The organism is Enterococcus sp. FR204 (assembly GCF_031143325.1).
GTDB lineage: Bacteria > Bacillota > Bacilli > Lactobacillales > Enterococcaceae > Enterococcus_B > Enterococcus_B faecium.
Map to the genome: position 1 here is coordinate 1 of NZ_JAKZIW010000011.1, position 18115 is coordinate 18115.

General features: G+C 37.2%; 21 protein-coding genes and 1 tRNA gene. 7 read left to right on the forward strand and 15 right to left on the reverse strand.

From position 1 onward, the window contains the following. Nucleotides 1-217: 217 nt before the first annotated feature. Nucleotides 218-517, reverse strand: coding sequence for a bacteriocin immunity protein (locus RG571_RS04395; protein ID WP_002318667.1), 300 nt, complete (start codon nt 515-517; stop codon nt 218-220). 350 nt (nt 518-867) lie between these two features. Here RG571_RS04395 and RG571_RS04400 point away from each other — a divergent pair, with 350 nt between their 5' ends. Both RG571_RS04400 and RG571_RS04405 read left to right on the forward strand, forming a co-directional pair. After that, nucleotides 868-1500 (forward strand): pentapeptide repeat-containing protein, encoded by a 633-nt coding sequence (locus RG571_RS04400; RefSeq protein ID WP_010723712.1) that lies wholly within the window; start codon nt 868-870, stop codon nt 1498-1500. Nucleotides 1501-1622: 122 nt separating this feature from the next. Then, the gene (locus RG571_RS04405) at nt 1623-2261 is read left to right on the forward strand and encodes a type II CAAX prenyl endopeptidase Rce1 family protein (protein WP_131774278.1); all 639 of its coding nucleotides are present in this window, start codon (nt 1623-1625) and stop codon (nt 2259-2261) included. Nucleotides 2262-2379: 118 nt separating this feature from the next. On the opposite strand, the gene RG571_RS04410 is transcribed toward RG571_RS04405, so the two are convergent. Further along, a tRNA-Thr gene (locus RG571_RS04410) sits at nt 2380-2452 on the reverse strand. Between the two features lie 120 nt (nt 2453-2572). Here RG571_RS04410 and RG571_RS04415 point away from each other — a divergent pair. Next, nucleotides 2573-2815: a hypothetical protein gene (locus RG571_RS04415; RefSeq protein WP_002294094.1), complete on the forward strand. Its 243-nt coding sequence runs from the start codon at nt 2573-2575 to the stop codon at nt 2813-2815. Between the two features lie 138 nt (nt 2816-2953). Here RG571_RS04415 and upp read toward each other — a convergent pair whose 3' ends face one another. The 9 genes from upp to RG571_RS04460 form a co-directional block, all read right to left on the reverse strand. Beyond that, nucleotides 2954-3583: a uracil phosphoribosyltransferase gene (gene upp / locus RG571_RS04420; protein WP_002294095.1), complete on the reverse strand. Its 630-nt coding sequence runs from the start codon at nt 3581-3583 to the stop codon at nt 2954-2956. 133 nt (nt 3584-3716) lie between these two features. Beyond that, nucleotides 3717-4664 carry an alpha/beta hydrolase gene (locus tag RG571_RS04425; protein ID WP_002318665.1) on the reverse strand — a complete coding sequence of 316 codons (948 nt, stop codon included), beginning with the start codon at nt 4662-4664 and terminating at the stop codon, nt 3717-3719. Between the two features lie 162 nt (nt 4665-4826). Continuing rightward, on the reverse strand, nt 4827-6071 hold the full coding sequence (gene glyA, locus RG571_RS04430; protein ID WP_308947778.1) for a serine hydroxymethyltransferase: 1245 nt from the start codon (nt 6069-6071) through the stop codon (nt 4827-4829). Between the two features lie 174 nt (nt 6072-6245). Further along, the gene (locus RG571_RS04435; protein ID WP_131774276.1) at nt 6246-7271 is read right to left on the reverse strand and encodes an L-threonylcarbamoyladenylate synthase; all 1026 of its coding nucleotides are present in this window, start codon (nt 7269-7271) and stop codon (nt 6246-6248) included. Nucleotides 7272-7292: 21 nt separating this feature from the next. Continuing rightward, complete coding sequence (locus RG571_RS04440; RefSeq protein ID WP_002300130.1) at nt 7293-7472, reverse strand: hypothetical protein; 180 nt, start codon at nt 7470-7472, stop codon at nt 7293-7295. Next, nucleotides 7465-8304, reverse strand: coding sequence for a peptide chain release factor N(5)-glutamine methyltransferase (gene prmC / locus RG571_RS04445; protein WP_131774275.1), 840 nt, complete (start codon nt 8302-8304; stop codon nt 7465-7467). The genes RG571_RS04440 and prmC overlap by 8 nt, the downstream gene beginning before the upstream one ends. After that, nucleotides 8297-9370 carry a peptide chain release factor 1 gene (gene prfA / locus RG571_RS04450; RefSeq protein ID WP_002289676.1) on the reverse strand — a complete coding sequence of 358 codons (1074 nt, stop codon included), beginning with the start codon at nt 9368-9370 and terminating at the stop codon, nt 8297-8299. Before prfA ends, prmC begins: the two co-directional genes overlap by 8 nt. Nucleotides 9371-9372: 2 nt before the next feature. Continuing rightward, a complete protein-coding gene (locus RG571_RS04455) occupies nt 9373-9957 on the reverse strand; it encodes a thymidine kinase (protein ID WP_002289675.1) in 585 nt (194 codons plus the stop codon). Nucleotides 9958-10104: 147 nt separating this feature from the next. Beyond that, nucleotides 10105-10527 carry a GNAT family N-acetyltransferase gene (locus RG571_RS04460; protein ID WP_002339735.1) on the reverse strand — a complete coding sequence of 141 codons (423 nt, stop codon included), beginning with the start codon at nt 10525-10527 and terminating at the stop codon, nt 10105-10107. Between the two features lie 105 nt (nt 10528-10632). Between RG571_RS04460 and RG571_RS04465 the strand changes: the two genes are divergently transcribed. Next, nucleotides 10633-11235, forward strand: a complete 603-nt coding sequence (locus RG571_RS04465) for a class I SAM-dependent methyltransferase (protein WP_002318661.1) — start codon at nt 10633-10635, stop codon at nt 11233-11235. A 103-nt stretch (nt 11236-11338) separates the two neighbouring features. Here RG571_RS04465 and lepB read toward each other — a convergent pair whose 3' ends face one another. The 4 genes from lepB to RG571_RS04485 form a co-directional block, all read right to left on the reverse strand. Beyond that, nucleotides 11339-11908: a signal peptidase I gene (gene lepB / locus RG571_RS04470; RefSeq protein WP_002294105.1), complete on the reverse strand. Its 570-nt coding sequence runs from the start codon at nt 11906-11908 to the stop codon at nt 11339-11341. Nucleotides 11909-12137: 229 nt separating this feature from the next. Next, nucleotides 12138-12905: a DUF6681 family protein gene (locus tag RG571_RS04475; protein ID WP_002302142.1), complete on the reverse strand. Its 768-nt coding sequence runs from the start codon at nt 12903-12905 to the stop codon at nt 12138-12140. Continuing rightward, nucleotides 12902-13381, reverse strand: coding sequence for a hypothetical protein (locus RG571_RS04480; protein ID WP_002294107.1), 480 nt, complete (start codon nt 13379-13381; stop codon nt 12902-12904). Before RG571_RS04480 ends, RG571_RS04475 begins: the two co-directional genes overlap by 4 nt. Before the next feature lie 124 nt (nt 13382-13505). Further along, nucleotides 13506-14243, reverse strand: coding sequence for an epoxyqueuosine reductase QueH (locus RG571_RS04485; RefSeq protein ID WP_002287242.1), 738 nt, complete (start codon nt 14241-14243; stop codon nt 13506-13508). Between the two features lie 160 nt (nt 14244-14403). On the opposite strand from RG571_RS04485, the gene RG571_RS04490 reads away from it, so the two are divergent. The 3 genes from RG571_RS04490 (at nt 14404) to RG571_RS04500 (ending at nt 18070) form a co-directional block, all read left to right on the forward strand. Continuing rightward, on the forward strand, nt 14404-15804 hold the full coding sequence (locus RG571_RS04490; protein ID WP_002318660.1) for a TrkH family potassium uptake protein: 1401 nt from the start codon (nt 14404-14406) through the stop codon (nt 15802-15804). A 222-nt stretch (nt 15805-16026) separates the two neighbouring features. After that, entirely contained in the window at nt 16027-17379 is a 1353-nt protein-coding gene (locus RG571_RS04495) for a Mur ligase family protein (RefSeq protein WP_002318659.1), read from the forward strand. Then, nucleotides 17372-18070 (forward strand): type 1 glutamine amidotransferase, encoded by a 699-nt coding sequence (locus tag RG571_RS04500; RefSeq protein WP_002287245.1) that lies wholly within the window; start codon nt 17372-17374, stop codon nt 18068-18070. Before RG571_RS04495 ends, RG571_RS04500 begins: the two co-directional genes overlap by 8 nt. Nucleotides 18071-18115: the final 45 nt, after the last annotated feature.

The window sequence follows — 18115 nt, forward strand, 5'->3', positions numbered from 1 at the left end:
GGTAACTCTATTCTACAGAAGAGACTTCCTTTTTTCTATTTACACAAAATATTTTACACTCTCGTTTTTATGTTAAACAAAGGATAAAACACAATATAAAAACAGTTGTTTCTTTATTTAAGAATTAAAAAATACAGACTCCGTTCAAATAAATGAACCTAGCCTGCATTATGTGATTGACTCTACTTTTTAATTCATTGAGATGAATAACCCGTTTTTATAAATGCCCAAAAGTAATCGGTGCCGAAGCCATTCCTCGACCTAATTCTTTTTCAAATTTTCCTATTGTTGATATCTCCATATAAAACGGTGATACTGGTTTAGACAATTCTCCCCTGATTGCTAACGGACGTAAACTACGTTCCAAATTATTTATGACTTTAGGATAATACTGACCTTTTTCTAAGCATGTCTTTGCGTCTATCAAAAGTATACGTTCCTTTTCTTTGATCTCTGGATTTAAAACGAGATCATATAATTTTAGTACCATGTTTTCTATTTCTTCACTTTTAGACATCACAATTTCCTCCCAAAAATATATTTCTTCCCACTACATTCTATAAACAAAGTATACGCTACATCTAGATTTTTTTAAATCATTACTGATTTGTTAAAACCTTTCAATACACTGTTATGGCAACGATTTTTATTTTAAAAACATTCTAAATTAAATCAGTAAAAATTTTTATTCTAAGATTTTTATTAGAATTACGCCTAATTTGTGTCTCTCAGGGCAATTCTAAGAACGTTTCAAGAGATAGCGACACTATCGTTATCGAAAAAGGCGAAAACCTATCTCATTTTCTGCTAATGTAAGTTGGTTTAGCTTTTGTTAATATGAATTTATGAAAATGGAGGTAATTAAATATGATTTTTCCTAAAGTTAATGACGCAAGCGTGAATAAAGGATCCTTTTTCCATATCTATGAAAACGAAGATTTTGAACTGTATAATATCCTTTCACAAAAAGAGGTCATCGAAAACCAAATAATCTGCCATCCAATTATTTACAAATCTATTTTCAAGCATGCATTTTTTGCTTCCAATGATTTTCAAAGAATGGAGATTACCGACTGTATATTCGAAAACTGTGATTTTTCAGGCTGTATATTGACAAAAAGCATGTTGCATCGCGTGAAATTTGTCAATTGTAAATTAACAGGTACTAAATTGATGGAAAGTTATATTGGGAACACGTTATTCGAGAATTGTAAAATGGACTATGTAAATTTATCTGGTTCAAACATAAAAGAAAGTAACTTTGAGCACTCTGTCTTATCAAGCGCAGATTTTGTAGACTGTTCCCTCACTAAAACAATGTTTTATACTAATGATCTAGAAAATGCTAGCTTTTTTGATACTGATTTAAAAAATATTGATTTAAGTAACAACTCCTTTGAAATGATTGAAGTACGCCCGGAACATCTAAAAAATTGTACGCTTAATCAGTTGCAAGCACTTGGTTTTGCTAGAAAATTTTTACAAATAAAAGTAGTATAATCAAAATGAATATATAAAATAAATTTTTAGCAATACAAATATTCATAAAAAAACATTGCCTATTTTAACTCTTCATGTATACTGACTCTATCTTCAAAAACTGAATAGTAGGAGTTATTATCATGAATAACATTTTAGGAAAAAAAATAGAACTAAAAAAAGGGATATTGGGCACTATTGTCGTTGTACTCGGTTTGTTAAGGTTGCTATTTGCGCCATCCATCATTAGCATTTTTTCTTTAACTATCACTGGATTTATAGCATTTATACTTGTTTTTGGTAAAAAAGATACGAAAAATATGTTCTCGAAACCTGTCGCTCCTGTCAAAAATATAGCCAAATATTTTTTTATCAATGTAGTAATCTGTGCCGCAGTCTCGGTATTTTTGCAACAAATTTTGAAATGGGGTTTAACAGGCAATCCAATAAATGAGGCTTTCAGCCCGTTATTATTTATTATTTTGCCTATCATGATACTTGGAGAAGAATTGTTCTCAGTGTATTTTCTCGCTATTTTTTCTAGTAAGTTCAGCATTCCTGTCGCTAGTTTCTTGTCAGCAATCATCTTTGGATTTATCCATTACAGTACTTATGATAATGGAAATATTTTACACACTGTAGCACACATCCTTTTGATACAAGGGGTGGCAAGATTGTTATTCAACCAAGCTGCCATTAAAAGCAACTCGATCATTACAAGTTGGGCAGTTCATGTGATATTTGATTTCACAGCTATATTGCTAGTCGTTTTATTCTCCTAAATTTTTATAGAAATAATACATGCTCTATTGCTAAGAAAGCATACTTTATTTCCTTTAAACAAAAAGACAGATGTATCAATGGATTAAAAATCCTTGATACATCTGTCTTCTCTTTTAATGCCAGCTATAGGGATCGAACCTACGACCTACGCGTTACGAGTGCGTTGCTCTACCAACTGAGCTAAGCTGGCCTTATCCAAAAGAAATTATATACTCTATTTGGCTGATTGTAAAGAGTCCGATGGAAAATTAGTTTAATTTCATGATATTTTTCATAAAACGTGGTATAATTGATGTGAAAGGCAGGTTTTATGAAAATGGCAACTTTTGGAAAATTTGATACAACTATCGTACCATCGGAAATTGGTGAAAAATTCAAGATCAATACTCACGTAATGTTCACAATTCACGGCAAGTCGCAAACTGGAACGATTTCAAAGCAATTGAAAAATTCCGCTGTTGTTGAGATTGATGAAACTGCAGAAAATGCGAACTTGATGACGCAAAGTAAGGGTGTAGTAATCGTTAACTACAAAGAACTAAAAAAGATTTGAATTTGACCATCTCTGCATTTTTGGGATGGTTTTTTTATATGCAAACGAAAGCTGTGAAAAAGCTGTTCTGCATCAAACATTAAAAATGACCAAAAAAGGATGTGACAAAAGCTGTGTCACACCCTTTTTCGTATTTACTTATTTTGTACCAAACAAACGGTCACCCGCATCCCCTAGTCCAGGAACGATATAACCATGTTCATTCAATTTTTCATCTAGAGAAGCTGTATAGATGTCAATATCAGGATGCGCTTCTTGCAAAGCTTTTACTCCCTCAGGTGCTGCTACCAAACAAACAAATTTGATGTTCGACGCGCCACGTTCTTTCAATGCATCGATTGCCATGATTGCTGATCCGCCTGTTGCCAACATTGGATCTACTACAAACAACTGACGTGCATCAATGTCTTCTGGAAGTTTGACGAAATATTCATGTGGTTCCAATGTTTCTTCATCTCGATAAAGACCGATATGTCCCACTTTAGCAGCTGGAATCAATTCCAAGATACCGTCAACCATTCCAATACCTGCGCGCAAGATTGGAATAATCGCTACTTTTTTACCAGACAACGTTTTTTGTGTTGTTTCAGTGATCGGTGTTTCGATCACGATGTCTTCCAATGGCATATCCCGTGATACTTCATATGCCATCAACATAGCGATTTCATCGACTACTTCACGAAAAACCTTTGTTCCGCAGTTTTTGTCCCGAATAATAGTTAGTTTGTGTTGAATCAATGGATGATCGATCACTTGAAATTTGCCCATTTTTTAAGCTCTCCTTTGTTCTGTCGTTTCTTTTTAATTGTAAAACAAAATCAAGTGATTGACTAGTCAAACTCGCCATTTTTCCTAAGAAAATCCGTTTTTGAAAAGAAGTTTTCCTGCGGACAAGCAAAGCTTATTCTTTTTTCTTGATCCAAGAAGTAGATAATGCCATTGCTGCACGCGTTGCCTTTGTCTGATCCATAGCATTTACCATGACAAAATCATGGATGATTCCTTGGAAGCGTACTTGTGTAACAGGAACCCCTGCATCACGAAGTTTGCGCGCATAAGCCTCACCTTCATCTCTTAATACATCCGCTTCTCCCGTTAAAATCATTGCTGGAGGAAGATCATTTAGTTCATTTATATTTGCTCTCAAAGGCGAAGCTGTGATTTCAGCACGCTCTTCTTCATTCGTCGTATATTGGTCCCAAAACCACATCATTCCTTCTCTTGTCAAAAAATAGTTTTCTCCGAATTCATGATAGGAATCTGTATCAAAATCAGCGTTTGTGACTGGATAATACAGCAATTGCTTGGATATTGGGAGGCCCTTTCGTTCTTTTGTTAAGATCGTCATGACTGTAGCCATGTTACCACCTACTGAATCTCCTGCAACGATTAGATTCTCGAGATCCAGATTTTTTGACTTGGCTAATTTATTCAGCTGTTGCAACACAGCATAATTTTGTTCAATTGCTGTTGGATATTTTGCTTCTGGTGATCGACTATATTCTGGATAGACAACGACGGAATTCGTACGAACCGCAAGTTCTCTGATCAATTTATCATGGGTTTGAGCACTGCCAAAAACCCAGCCTGCTCCATGAATATAAAAAATAACTGGTAATTTATTCATATTCCCTTCTGGTCGTACGAGACGAATATTGAGTTTTCCCCATTCGCCAGTATCCACCATCAAGTCTTCAATATCGACGGAATATTTGTTCACAGGTGATTCTTGTACTTCTTCTAGTAAAGCTCTTCCTTCTTCCGGTGCTAGTTCATAGATACGCGGATGAGGCGCATTTGCATCACTGAATGCTACTGCTTCCTTTTCTAACGAGATACGATCAGTCATGACTTTTCCTCCCTGAGATTTAGTGTGAAGACTAAAATTACACCTCATATACTAGAGAGCATCACCGATATTGTCAAAGAATCCGTTTTCCCAAAAAATAAACAGAAAAAAACAGAAAAGCCCAACATTGAACTTTTCTGTTTACTAATGGAATTTAAATTTTTATTTTTTATGCAACGGAAATTTTTCAGTTAATTCGCGTACACCTGTTTTGACTTCGTCTAGTTGAGCGTTATCATCTTTTGCTTGTAATGCTTTGACAACTAGTTCAGCCACTTTTACAGCATCTTCTTCTTTGAACCCGCGAGTAGTGATTGCTGGCGTGCCGATTCGAATACCGCTTGTTTTGAATGGACTTAGTGTTTCAAAAGGAATCGAGTTTTTATTTACCGTGATATTCACACTGTCCAAAATGCTCTCTGCTTCTTTTCCATTTATACCTAACTCGCGAACATCGATCAACATCAGATGATTATCTGTCGCCCCTGAAATGACTCTGGTTCCAATTGCTTGATTGAACACTTTGACCATTGCTTTTGCATTGGCGATGATTTGTTCACTATATTCTTTAAATGCAGGATCTAATGCTTCTTTGAATGCTACTGCTTTACCTGCAATCACATGCTCTAGAGGGCCGCCTTGAATACCAGGAAATACCGCACTATTTATTTTTTTTGCTAATGCTTCATCGTTTGTCAAAATCATGCCGCCTCGAGGGCCACGCAATGTTTTATGAGTGGTAGTCGTTGTGATATCTGCATAAGGAACTGGATTAGGATGAAGTCCTGCTGCTACTAATCCTGCGATATGTGCCATATCTACCATCAGTTTTGCGCCTACTTCATCTGCGATTTCTCTGAATTTCGCAAAGTCGATCGTTCGTCCGTAAGCACTGGCACCTGCTACGATCAATTTTGGTTGATGTTTTCTAGCTAAAATACGTACCACATTATAATCAATAACTTCTGTTGTCGGATCAACACCGTAAGCAACAAAGTGATAGGTTTTGCCACTGAAGTTGACTGGTGATCCATGTGTTAGATGTCCGCCTGCGGAAAGATCCATTCCTAAGATCGTGTCCCCTGGTTCTACCAAAGCGAGATAAGCAGCCGTGTTGGCTTGAGAGCCGGAGTGAGGCTGGACGTTCGCAAATTTCGCTCCGAATAATTCTTTTGCACGGTCAATCGCTAAATTTTCAACGATATCGACAAATTCACACCCACCATAATAGCGATGCCCTGGATAACCTTCTGCGTATTTATTTGTCAAGATACTTCCTTGTGCAGCCATCACTGCTTCGGAGACAAAGTTTTCAGAGGCAATCAGCTCCAAATTATGTTCTTGTCTTTCTTCTTCTTTGGCGATCGCAGCCCAAAGAACAGGATCAAACGTTTTGTAATCTACCACAAACAACAGCTCCTTTTTATTTTCCTACAATTTTATTTTTCCCATCAAAAACAAATTGCCAAATATTCGTATCTCTTCTATTACGATTAGTTACGCTTAGTTTTTCGTTCACTGATAGAAGATTTACTTGATAGCATTGTATCATACTAAAAGAATGCGACAATAACCAATTGATCATTTTTCAAAATAATTTTGTCCTGCTGCTTTTTTCAAGCGATTCATATAAGCATTCCCCAATCCAGTTTCTGGATATACTTGTACAAAAATCAAATCTAATCCAAGTGTTGGTTCATCTAATCCTCTTAGACCTGCAAACAATCCTTTAGCCGCCGCTTCTACTGAGTTGTCGTTATACATATAAACAGCTGCAGTATCTGTCCGCACTTGATCCGCAAATTCGGGGCTTGCTATGACACCTGCACGGATCTTCTTATTTTTTGCCCATTGAACTGCAGTTGACCAATCGCCATCTCTGACCATCAGAACACGTGTATCGGGTGAGTAGTGTTTGTATTTCATCCCAGGCGCTTTTGGTGTTTCATTTTCTTTTACAAGATGCTGATCAATAGCAACAGGAGATTCGATGACTGCTTCGATTTGTTCTTTCGTTACTGCACCTGGTCGTAAAATCATAGGCATGGCTGTTGGATCACTTAAATCAAGAACAGTGGATTCTACACCAATTCGCGTAGCTCCATCATCAATAATCCCGGTAATTTTTCCTTGTAGATCATGATATACATGATCTGCAGTCGTTGGACTTGGTTTTCCCGACGTATTTGCACTTGGACCGACAAGCGGAACACCGGAAAGTTCGATTACTTCTAGTGTTTTTTTGTTATCCGGCATACGAAATGCAGCTGTGGATAATCCTCCCGTCACAACTGAGGGCAAAGTGTCTTTTTTGATCTTAAATATCAAAGTTAGTGGTCCAGGCCAGAAGTTCTTCACAATCTTCTCTGCTGCCGGATGAAAGTTGTCCACATACTCTTTTACTTGTTCAAAAGAGGCGACATGGACGATTAATGGATTATCTTGCGGTCTCCCTTTTACAGAAAACACTTTCTTGACAGCGTTTGGTAAAAGAGCGTTGGCGCCCAATCCGTATACTGTTTCGGTAGGAAAAGCAACAAGTTCTCCTTCTTTCAGTGCTTCGGCTGCCTCTTGCAATTCTGTTTCATCATATCGTTTCGTTTCCACAGTTTATCCACAACCCCTTTTTCATACATTCTTATTTTGTCTGAGTTTATCCTCAAGTTTTCCACTGTTTGTGGATAATCTATTTGTCAATAGTGGATAAACTTGTTGATAAACCAAAAAGTCGTTTACATCCTTGTCAAATAAGTGTTTTTTTATAATAAAAAAACAAATAAAAAATTTTTCATCCACAACTTCAACCATAAACTTGGATCATTCGTTCATTGCCAAAAAGATCCTTTTTTATCGCCACTTTTTTATCTGGAAATGCTTGCTGAAATATTTTTTTTACTGCTTCACCTTGGCGAAATCCGATTTCTAAAAAAATCTTTCCATTTGATTTTAGTACGCTTGGTGCTTCAACTGCTATTTTTTCATAAATAGCTAATCCATCGTTCTCAGCAAAAAGGGCTATTTTAGGTTCGAATGACCGGGCACTTTCATCCATCAGTTCCCATTCATTCCGACTGATGTACGGCGGATTAGAAATAATCACATCAAATTGCTGATCCATTACTGGTCCTAATGTATCTCCATGATAAAAACTGATTTTCGTTCCTTCTTTCTGAGCATTTTCTTTCGCTACTTCTAATGCTTCTTCTGAAAGATCCACAGCAGATACATGCCAATTTCTTCTTGCTGCTTTCAAACTAATAGCAATTGCTCCAGTCCCTGTCCCAATATCTATCACTTCTAACGGTACATCAGGCGTCTCGTCTAAACACCATTCGACTAACTCCTCTGTTTCTGGTCGAGGGATCAGTGTTGCTTCAGTTACCTTTAACCGATGATCATAAAAATCTGCATATCCTAGCAAATACTGAGGTGGATGATCTGCAAGCAGAAGTCGCAGATCGGTTTCGATCAACCGCTGTTCTTCTTCTGAAATCTCTTCGTTCATATGAAGGAGCCAATCAAGTTTTTTCCATTGTTTTCGTTCCAAAAATAAAAATTGGATACTATATGCTTCTTTCCCATGATCCTCTAAAAAAGAAGAAGCCCGTGACAGGACTTCTCGATAGGTCATTTTACCCATTTTGCATAGCTTCCAGTTTTGATGTTTGATCATACATGATCAATGCATCAACGATCTCATCTAATTTCCCTGCTAAAATCTGATCTAATTTTTGGATAGTTAATCCGATACGATGATCAGTCACACGATTTTGCGGGAAATTATACGTCCGGATCCGTTCTGAACGATCCCCAGTTCCGACTGCTGATTTTCGATTGGCATCATACTCGCTTTGTGCTTCTTGCTGGATCTTATCGTACACACGAGCACGCAAGATTTTCATTGCTTTTTCACGGTTCTTGATTTGAGAACGTTCATCTTGCATAGCAACAACGATCCCTGTTGGTAAGTGAGTCAAACGTACAGCAGATGCTGTTTTATTGACGTGCTGTCCGCCAGCACCTGAAGCATGATAGATATCTGTACGGATATCTTTGTCTTCAATATCGATCTCTACTTCTTCAGCTTCTGGCATCACGACAACTGTTGCGGTGGAAGTATGGATACGCCCTTGCGATTCAGTTGAAGGAACACGCTGGACGCGGTGCGCACCACTTTCATATTTTAATTTCGAATATACGTTGTCTCCGGTGATCATCATGATCACTTCTTTATATCCACCGATTCCGGTAACGTTAGCTTCCATCACTTCTGTTTTCCAGCCTTGTGCTTCAGCATACTTTTGGTACATATTGAAAAGATCGCCAGCGAATAATGCTGCTTCGTCTCCGCCTGCTGCTCCACGGATTTCCATGATGATATTTTTATCGTCATTTGGATCTTTTGGTAAAAGCAAGATCTTGATTTTTTCTTCTAAGACTTCTTTTTCTTTTTTTAATTCAGATAATTCTTCTTTTGCTAGTTCAGCCATTTCATCATCCAGTTTTTCACCAAGCAGTTCTTCTGTATCGGTGATTCCTTGTACTACTTCTTTATAACGACGATAAACTTCGACTGTTTCGCGCGTGTTTGCTTCTTCTTTTGAAAGCTGCATAAAACGCTTTGTATCAGAAATCACTTCTGGGTCACTTAAAAGTTCTCCAAGCTCTTCATAACGGTCTTCAATTGCTTGTAATTGATCGTACATGCTTATTCTCCTTCTGTAATCATTGATGGGTGAAAGTAATGTTTTCGACAAACGGGGTAATAAGCTTCATTTCCGCCAATTTGCACTTGATCGCCTTCATAAACAGGGTTTCCATCAATATAATGTAAATTCATGATTGCTTTTTTGTGGCAGAACCAACAGATTGTTTTCATTTCTTCGATTTTGTCTGCATAAAGCAATAAATATTTTGATCCTTCAAATAACTCGTTTCGAAAATCATTTTTCAAACCAAATGCCATAACCGGAATATCCAATTCGTCCACAATTCTCGTAAAAGCAATGACATGTTTCTTTTTTAAGAATTGCGCTTCATCGATCAGCACACAATAGGGTTTGCTTTCCATTTTCTGAATTACGTCAAATACGTCTGTTTCTTCAAATATCGGCATCGCATTACGTTTCAGTCCGATTCGGCTTGAAACAACGCCTAAACCATCTCTTGTATCAATACCGCTTGTCATTAAGACAACTGGCTTATTTTGTTCTTCATAATTATGTGCGACTTTTAGGATCTCGATCGTCTTGCCGCTATTCATTGCGCCATACTTAAAAAATAGTTGTGCCATGCTCTTTTTCACCTTCCAGTTTGTTCCTATGGTATTATACTTGATTTTCAGCATTTTTTACAGTGAGAATTTTCATCAAGCACAGATTAGTATTAAATCTATTGCTCACTTTTGTTCCAATTTTTTGACAAGAACTAAACATGGGTTCTATTCATCCCATAAATTTGGAAAAACTTCCAACCTTGAAAATCCTAATGATTCGTAGAAACAAATAGTTTGATCATATATAGAGTAGTGCCCCTCGTCTACAGTCTTCACTTGCAAATATTTGTAATGTTTTGCTGCGTAACCTTCTGCTTCTTTAAAAGGTTTTGTTCCTAATCCTTGGTGATGATAGTCTTTTTTTATTCCCATACAATAGATTTCGGCAGTATCTTCACTTGTCTGTGAAAGAGTGATAAAGCCTAAATATTCTTCTTTTCTTTTTTCACACCATAAAGGTAGTTTACTTGATTCCTCGATATATTTTTCCGTTGATTCAGGAAGCCCAAACCACTCAGGCAAGTCTAGTAATATTTCTCGGACACACTTTCCTTTTTCCTCTCTATCTTTTACAAACGATATCGGCATATTCTTTCTAGATTCTCCCTTTTTGAATTGAGTATAGCATGCTTTCTTTCTTTTCACGTGCTATAATAAGTTAAAATTTCAAAGTTTTACGTAAGGAGCTATTTGATGACAAAAAATATTTTTGATTCCATCGCTAACAATTATGATTCCCCTGACCGTCAAGCATTAGCCAAGATTATTCGCGAAGAACTAACTACCTATCTACCGCGCGACAGCCACCAAAAAGTCCTGCTGGATTACGGAGGCGGAACTGGGCTTGTTAGTTTACCGCTTGCGGAAAGATTCGAAGAACTGATCATTGCCGATGCTTCGGAAACTATGCTGAAAATGGCAGAAGAAAAGATCCAAGCAGCAGATCTGAAAAATGTCCGAACGATCCACGCTGATGCTTCTGTCGAATTTCCTGCTGTCCAAGCTAATCTCATCCTTCTATCACTTGTACTTTTACACATTCCTGATACGGAGAATATTCTTACAAAACTTTATGAAATTTTAGCTCCTGGCGGTCAATTGATCATCGTAGACTTTGACAAGAATGAACAAATTAGTCATCCGAAAGTCCATAATGGCTTTAGCCAAGAAGAATTGAATAATCGATTGGAAAAAACGGGCTTTGTCTCTGCTACTAGTCATACCTTCCATCGTGGGGAAAAGCTATTTATGAACAAAAACGCTTCGCTTTTCTTATCCATCAGCCAAAAAGCTTAAAATGAGATTGCAAAAAAAGTGAGCAACTCCAAGAAATAAGAAGGAATTTTCGGAAAAAGAAGCTGTGACAAAAAACATGTCACAGCTTCTTTTTATTTTTTTATCACATGATTTTGATTTCTGAAAGAGGCCAATAACGGAAAACAACTTTTCCTTGGATCATATCTTTGTCGACTAACCCAAACATTCGGCTGTCTTTTGAAATCAAGCGGTTATCGCCTAGAACAAGATACTTTCCTTTTGGCACAGTATATTCAAAGTCACTCGTAAAGGTGGATGAACTTTCTGCTTGTGCTTGGAATCCTGAGCTATAAGCATATTCTCCTTGTAACTTATCTTCTGAAAATTCTTTTTTGAACTCATCCAGATAAGGTTCATCATACTTTTTGCCATTAATGGTCAACTGGTCATTTTCCATCTTGACTGTATCTCCAGGCATACCGATGATCCGTTTAACAATCATCCGTTCTTCATCCCCCGGTTCCTTTGTAGTAATAATATCCATTCGTTCATAGTTTGAGATCTTAGATGAAATCAATCGTTGTCCATCACTTAATGTAGGGTCCATCGAATGCCCGTTTACAGTAACTGGTGTAAACACGTACACTCTAGCTAATAAAATAGCCGCTAATACAAGGATCAAAATCCCCCAATTTTTCAAAAATTCTTTCACAGCTTACCTCCTACTTGTATTTTCCTCGTTATTTATTACGTTTTTTCACAATACTTCGTTGTACTTTCTTTATTCTACAATGTTTATAAATGAAAGGAAAGAATAAGTGATGTGTTCGTCTTATCTTTCTCGTTATATAAAAAAGGAACGTGACAAAAGACGTGTCACATCCCCCTTATTCCGAATAAACGTTTTTATCGCAACCACTGATACACGGCGTTTCATCACATTATGAATGTCTTCTTCTTTGGCTACGACTATAAACCACTGGTTCTTCCTGCGACTGTGCCTTTTTTGCAATCAATTTCAGACGATAAGGCTCATGATAGCGTAACCCGTCTTTGACAAAATCACCGCCGACGATGAACAATCCTACAGGTTCCAATGTGTCTTCTGTTGAGTCAAGTCGAATGGTCCCTACTTTTTCCATGTCCGAGTAGCTTCGTCCAATATTTAGAACATACTCTTTCTCTCCTGTTTTCTTGACATAGTAATAAGGATACAATGTATTTCTGTCGACCAGAAATCCATCCATGCGACCGAGTTCATTTGTTTTGATCTCACCATTTCCAATCAAATACCGCATATTCTCGGCTAATTTCAATTGATAATCTTCGTCATAAGAAACCATGACCTCTTGTGTATTCACTTTATCGATCGAATTTCCATTATCTATCGATTCTTCTGTCTGGATGTTGAACGCTTCATCAGGTAAATACTTCACAAAAAGCTGAGTGACATCGGCTTTCGTGTTTTTATCTAAAAAGTAATAAAATACATTTAAAACAGTAAAATAAACAAGCACTAGAAATGCAAGTCCATATAAGAAAAATTGAAGATAGTTTTGGTTTTGCCAAAGTCCATAAACAATTCTCAATAAATAAAGCGTGGGAATCACACTTAAAATCGTATATCCACGGTTAAGATATTTAGGACTGATGTCTAAATAGCCAAGGAATTTATGCACCCCGTTGATAAGGTCTAGTAAAAATGTCATTGAGAATCACCTGCTTGCTGGTTATACGTTTGTGTATTTCCTGAATCTTGGTTTTGCTGTGCTGTACGTGCTGCATCATCATTTTGCGTGTTATCATCTACAGTCGTACTGCTTGGTATCGTTTCGGAGCTAGCACTTGTATCCGGACTTGTACTTGGATTGGTTGAATCCGATGGAGTGCCATCTGGTACCGTATTACTTGTTTCGCTTGAGCTGTCAGTTGTATATGTCTCATCATACGACGAACTAGTTGTTGTATCGTCCCATGTACTTGTCGTAGTGGTTTCATTCAAACTTTCCGTTGTTGTTGGTTCAGATGTCGAGACTGAAGTAGTTGGTGTTGTTTCTTCTACAGTACTAGAACTTGAACTTGGTGCACGGTAGCTGGAACTATTCACAATACCTGTAGTAGTCGCGACAATCGTCGAGATTGTTAATACAGCGATTGGCTTCAAAATAGGTGCTACTTTTCGCATCTTATCTCTTCCTTCATTGAAATTTATTCTTGTTTCCTTACTTTACTACGGACAAATTATACAGTCTACCTTATTTCTACCATAAATTCTTTATTTTTTTCTTACGTTTTTCCGAAAGATTTCTTTAATTTTCCTCAAAAACTACGGTTGATGTTTTTAAGTAAGCTTTTGCTTCCCGATTGATTTCTTTCAGATCGCATCCTTGCTGCTTGGCAGCGAACACGCAACCACAATAACATTGGCGATAAATATCATACTCTTTGCACATTTGCAAAGAGCGTTCATAGCCTTTGTTTTTCTTGAAATCACTTGGCAAGTATTGTGTCCCGTAAATCTTTTGGATATCCATTCCGATCTGATTGATCAAAGCTGCATTTTTCTTTGGCGAGATGGTCAGGGCACTTCCAAAGTAATCGTATCCTAGTTCTTGCGCTTTTTGCGCAACAAGATCTAATCGCATATTGAAGCATGCACTGCAGCGAGCACCACCTTCTTTTTCGTTTTCAAGATGGTTTGTTAAAACCATTTTGGTGAATTCATTTGGACGGTATTCATCAACGATTAGCGCAACATGATGGTCAGTTTTCTCATTAAATTGGTCTACAAATCGTTTTTGTTCATGTAATCTTCGCAAATACTCACTTTTAGGATGAATATTCGAATTTGAAAAAAATAACGTAATCTCTGCATATTGAGACATGAATTCCAATGTGTGCGTACTGCAAGGAGCACAGCATGTATGTATTAATATCTTAGGCTTTACTTCTTCTTTCTCCCATTGCATGATCATTTTTTTCAGAACTGTATCATAATTTATTTTTTGATTTTTCATTTTCTCTACGATTTGTTGAGCATTAATCAATTTGTTATTCCTCCTCCTTCTTTTTTCTAGGATTTGCCTTATTATAAGCCATTTCTATTTTAATCGAAAGCTGTATTGTTATCTGTTTAATAATTTCTTTGAGTATTCCTAATTCCCCTTGTATACTGGTAGAAACGACTATTGTCAGGAGGATAGTACTGTGCATGTTGATTTATTCTTTCGAAGGCTGCAGCGGCGAGGACAGAAGTTTGCTGCCAATCATTTCTCATCGATCCAAATCATCGTTTTTTATTATATATTGATGACGGTCTTATCACTCGTTCTATTTTATATGCCGATTTTTCGCGAACCAGATAGCCATGTTTCTTTTGTGGACATGCTGTTCATGGCAATCAGTACAGTGAGTGTGACTGGACTATCGACTTTTGATATCAATTCTGTGTTCAATGATAACGGTATTATACTGCTGGAAATATTATTTCAAGTTGGTGGTTTGGGGATCATGATGATTTCTACTGCTTTTGTCATTTTTTCTAAACGACGAATCACACTGAAACAGCGACAGCTGATCATGACGGATATGAATCAACCGCGTTTGTCTGGTATCGTCCGACTGATTCGGATCACTTTTGCTATTTTAATCTGGTTTCAATTACTTTTTGGGACATTCTTTTCTATTTATTTTTATTACAGAGGCTATTTTGATCGTTGGCGTGATGCCGTTTTTTACGGTTTTTATCAGGCGATATCGGCTGTCACGAACTCTGGGTTTGACGTCACTGGGGATTCCATCAAGCCCTTTGCACATGACTATTTTTTCTTGATCCTGATCATGTTTTTGATTTTTGTCGGAGGAATTGGTTTTCCTGTATTGATGGAGTGCCGGGAATGGCTATTATACAAACGTTCCAATGCGAAGCTTCCGTTTCGTTTTTCCTTGTTTACCAAATTAGCTGTGTTAGCTTTTGTTATCTTGTTTGTTTGGGGAACTGTCTTGATTTATCTATTGGAAAAGGACCATTTATTCCAAGATTCCAATATGAGTGTCAAATGGATCAATTCGATGTTTTATTCGATTACGACTCGTAATGCTGGTCTGCAGATTCACGATTTGGGTGATTTTCAAATCACAACACTGATCATTTTTTCTTTACTGATGTTTATCGGATGCAGTCCTAGTTCTGTAGGTGGCGGGATTCGAACAACTACTGTAGCAATCATCGGTTTGTATCTATATTCCTTCCTCAAAAGTGAAGATAACATCAATATTTTTGGACGGAGAATCGATCAAGATGATGTGCGAAAATCAGTCGTTGTCTTTATGCTTTCTCTTGGTATGTGTTTCTTTTGTATCGTTTTTTTATCTGCTACAGAGGAACAAACGCTAATCTCGATCATCATCGAAGTAACTTCTGCTTTTGGAACAACTGGTTTATCTTTAGGGATTACCGGAGACTTGTCTGTTGTGGGCAAAATCACGATTGCTGCACTGATGTTTATTGGGCGGATCGGAATGCTATATACATTGATGTTATTCGTACCAAAAGAAACACGAGATCTAGGCTATGAATATCCAAGCGAGAAAATTATTATCGGTTAAAATGGGAATATAGGTAAGAGGGAATAATAAAATCACAGCAGCTTGAAACAATCATTTTGTTTCAAGCTGCTTTTTTGTTAAATCATGCGATTTTGTCCGATTTCATGCACTTTCAGCCGTAACCTTTTCTTAAGAATAAGAAAAGCAATTTAACCTTTTTTTCAACATATGGTATGATTAGTTGAATTTATTCGTCAGCAAATCGTTTTTGGAGGTTACATAATGGGAATACGCAGTCATTTTGCGATTGCAGTTGGAAAAACGTCGCAATGGGCATTAAAAACTTTTTTTAAAGGCGGATCAAGTTTACCAGGTAAACTAGCGCTGAAAGTCGATCCACATATACTAGATAGTTTGGCAAAAGACTACCAAGTCGTCGTTGTCACCGGAACAAATGGTAAAACATTGACTACCGCTTTAACAGTCAATATTTTGCGCCAGCAATTCGATGAAGTTCTAACCAACCCTACTGGTGCGAATATGGTACAGGGAATTGTATCGACTTTCTTGCAGGCAAAACCAAAAAAAGGACAGAAAAAGTTTGCTGTCCTAGAAATAGATGAAGCAAGTTTGAGCAAAGTCACAGAATATATGAAACCAAAACTGTTCTTATTTACAAATATTTTCCGTGATCAAATGGATCGGTATGGAGAAATCTATACGACCTATAAAATGATTGTAGACGGTGCCGCAAAGTCACCAAATGCAACGATTATCAGTAACGGTGATTCACCAATCTTCAATTCTATCGAAACAGTCAATCCTAGAAAATATTATGGCTTTGACCATGAAGAAGATCGTGAACAAATGGCTCATTACAATACAGACGGTGTCTTATGTCCAAATTGTCATCACATCTTGCATTATAAAATGATCACTTATGCAAACTTAGGGAAATATTACTGTCCAAATTGTGACTTCAAACGTCCTGAATTGGATTATCGATTAACTGATATGGTACGGATGGACAATGTGTCAGCAGATTTCGTGATCGATGGTCATGAATACGGAATCGAAGTTGGCGGTATGTATAATGTCTACAATGCTTTAGCAGCTACTGCAGTGGCAGAGTACTTCAATGTCGATCCTGATAAAATCAAACAAGGTTTAGGATATGACGAGAAAGTGTTCGGCCGACAAGAAGTCATCAATATCAATGGGAAAAAATGTACATTAGTACTTGTCAAAAATCCTGTAGGTATCAATCAAGTAATCGATATGATTGGTCTAGCTCCTTATCCATTTTCTTTAGTGGCTTTATTAAATGCCAATTACGCAGACGGAATCGATGTCAGCTGGATTTGGGATGGTAATTTTGAAAACTTTGCTGATATGGATATCCCAGCTGTTATTTCTGGAGGAGACCGTCATACAGATATGACTTTACGTCTAAAAGTTGCCGGGATTCCAGAAAATAAATTGACAGAAACAAAAGAATTACCAGAAGTAATCGAAAAAATCAAAGAATTGCCAACTGAGCATGTCTATATTTTAGCTACTTACACTGCTGTATTGCAGCTTCGTAAAGAACTAGCTGCTCAAGGATTTATCAAAGGAGGAATGAACCGTGGCTAATTATGAACTCAATATCGCCCACCTTTATGGAAATTTGATGAACACATATGGTGATAACGGAAACCTTTTGATGTTGAAATATATAGCAGAAAAAATGGGGGTTTCTTGCCATACGGAGATCGTTAGTATACATGAACCTTTTGATGCTGATAAATATGACTTGGTTTTCTTTGGCGGTGGTCAAGACTTTGAGCAATTAATCATTTCAAAAGACATCCAGAAAAAGAAAGATTCTTTGATCAACTATATCGAAAATGATGGCGTCATGTTAGCCATTTGTGGTGGCTACCAATTGCTAGGTCACTACTACATGGGAGCTAATGGAGAAAAGATCCAAGGAATCAGTGCACTGGATCACTACACGTTAAGTCAGGAAAATAACCGGTTTATCGGTGATATCGTTATCCATAACGAAGAATTCAATGAAACTTATTATGGATTTGAAAACCACAATGGTCGGACTTTCTTAGGTGAAGGTGAACGACCTTTGGGGAAAGTGGTACAAGGTCAAGGAAATAATGGTGAAGACCAATCTGAAGGTGTCATTTACCGAAATGTCTTCGGTTCTTATTTCCATGGACCTATCCTTGCAAGAAATGAGAACCTGGCAGCTCGCTTGATCCGCCTAGCTTTAGAACAACGTTACGGTAAAGAGTTGGACCTGCCCTATCTTGAAGGACAAACAGCCTAGTTATTCGAAAAAGGGGAATGTGACAAAATTTGCGTCACATTCCCC

What these genes read in the sequence shown, in the direction of transcription:
- RG571_RS04395 (WP_002318667.1), bottom strand. Translation starts at nt 517, where the DNA reads ATGTCTAAAAGTGAAGAAATAGAAAACATGGTACTAAAATTATATGAT.
- RG571_RS04400 (WP_010723712.1), top strand. Translation starts at nt 868, where the DNA reads ATGATTTTTCCTAAAGTTAATGACGCAAGCGTGAATAAAGGATCCTTT.
- RG571_RS04405 (WP_131774278.1), top strand. Translation starts at nt 1,623, where the DNA reads ATGAATAACATTTTAGGAAAAAAAATAGAACTAAAAAAAGGGATATTG.
- RG571_RS04415 (WP_002294094.1), top strand. Translation starts at nt 2,573, where the DNA reads ATGAAAATGGCAACTTTTGGAAAATTTGATACAACTATCGTACCATCG.
- upp (WP_002294095.1), bottom strand. Translation starts at nt 3,583, where the DNA reads ATGGGCAAATTTCAAGTGATCGATCATCCATTGATTCAACACAAACTA.
- RG571_RS04425 (WP_002318665.1), bottom strand. Translation starts at nt 4,664, where the DNA reads ATGACTGATCGTATCTCGTTAGAAAAGGAAGCAGTAGCATTCAGTGAT.
- RG571_RS04440 (WP_002300130.1), bottom strand. Translation starts at nt 7,472, where the DNA reads ATGGTTGAAGTTGTGGATGAAAAATTTTTTATTTGTTTTTTTATTATA.
- prmC (WP_131774275.1), bottom strand. Translation starts at nt 8,304, where the DNA reads ATGGGTAAAATGACCTATCGAGAAGTCCTGTCACGGGCTTCTTCTTTT.
- prfA (WP_002289676.1), bottom strand. Translation starts at nt 9,370, where the DNA reads ATGTACGATCAATTACAAGCAATTGAAGACCGTTATGAAGAGCTTGGA.
- RG571_RS04455 (WP_002289675.1), bottom strand. Translation starts at nt 9,957, where the DNA reads ATGGCACAACTATTTTTTAAGTATGGCGCAATGAATAGCGGCAAGACG.
- RG571_RS04460 (WP_002339735.1), bottom strand. Translation starts at nt 10,527, where the DNA reads ATGCCGATATCGTTTGTAAAAGATAGAGAGGAAAAAGGAAAGTGTGTC.
- RG571_RS04465 (WP_002318661.1), top strand. Translation starts at nt 10,633, where the DNA reads ATGACAAAAAATATTTTTGATTCCATCGCTAACAATTATGATTCCCCT.
- RG571_RS04475 (WP_002302142.1), bottom strand. Translation starts at nt 12,905, where the DNA reads ATGACATTTTTACTAGACCTTATCAACGGGGTGCATAAATTCCTTGGC.
- RG571_RS04480 (WP_002294107.1), bottom strand. Translation starts at nt 13,381, where the DNA reads ATGCGAAAAGTAGCACCTATTTTGAAGCCAATCGCTGTATTAACAATC.
- RG571_RS04495 (WP_002318659.1), top strand. Translation starts at nt 16,027, where the DNA reads ATGGGAATACGCAGTCATTTTGCGATTGCAGTTGGAAAAACGTCGCAA.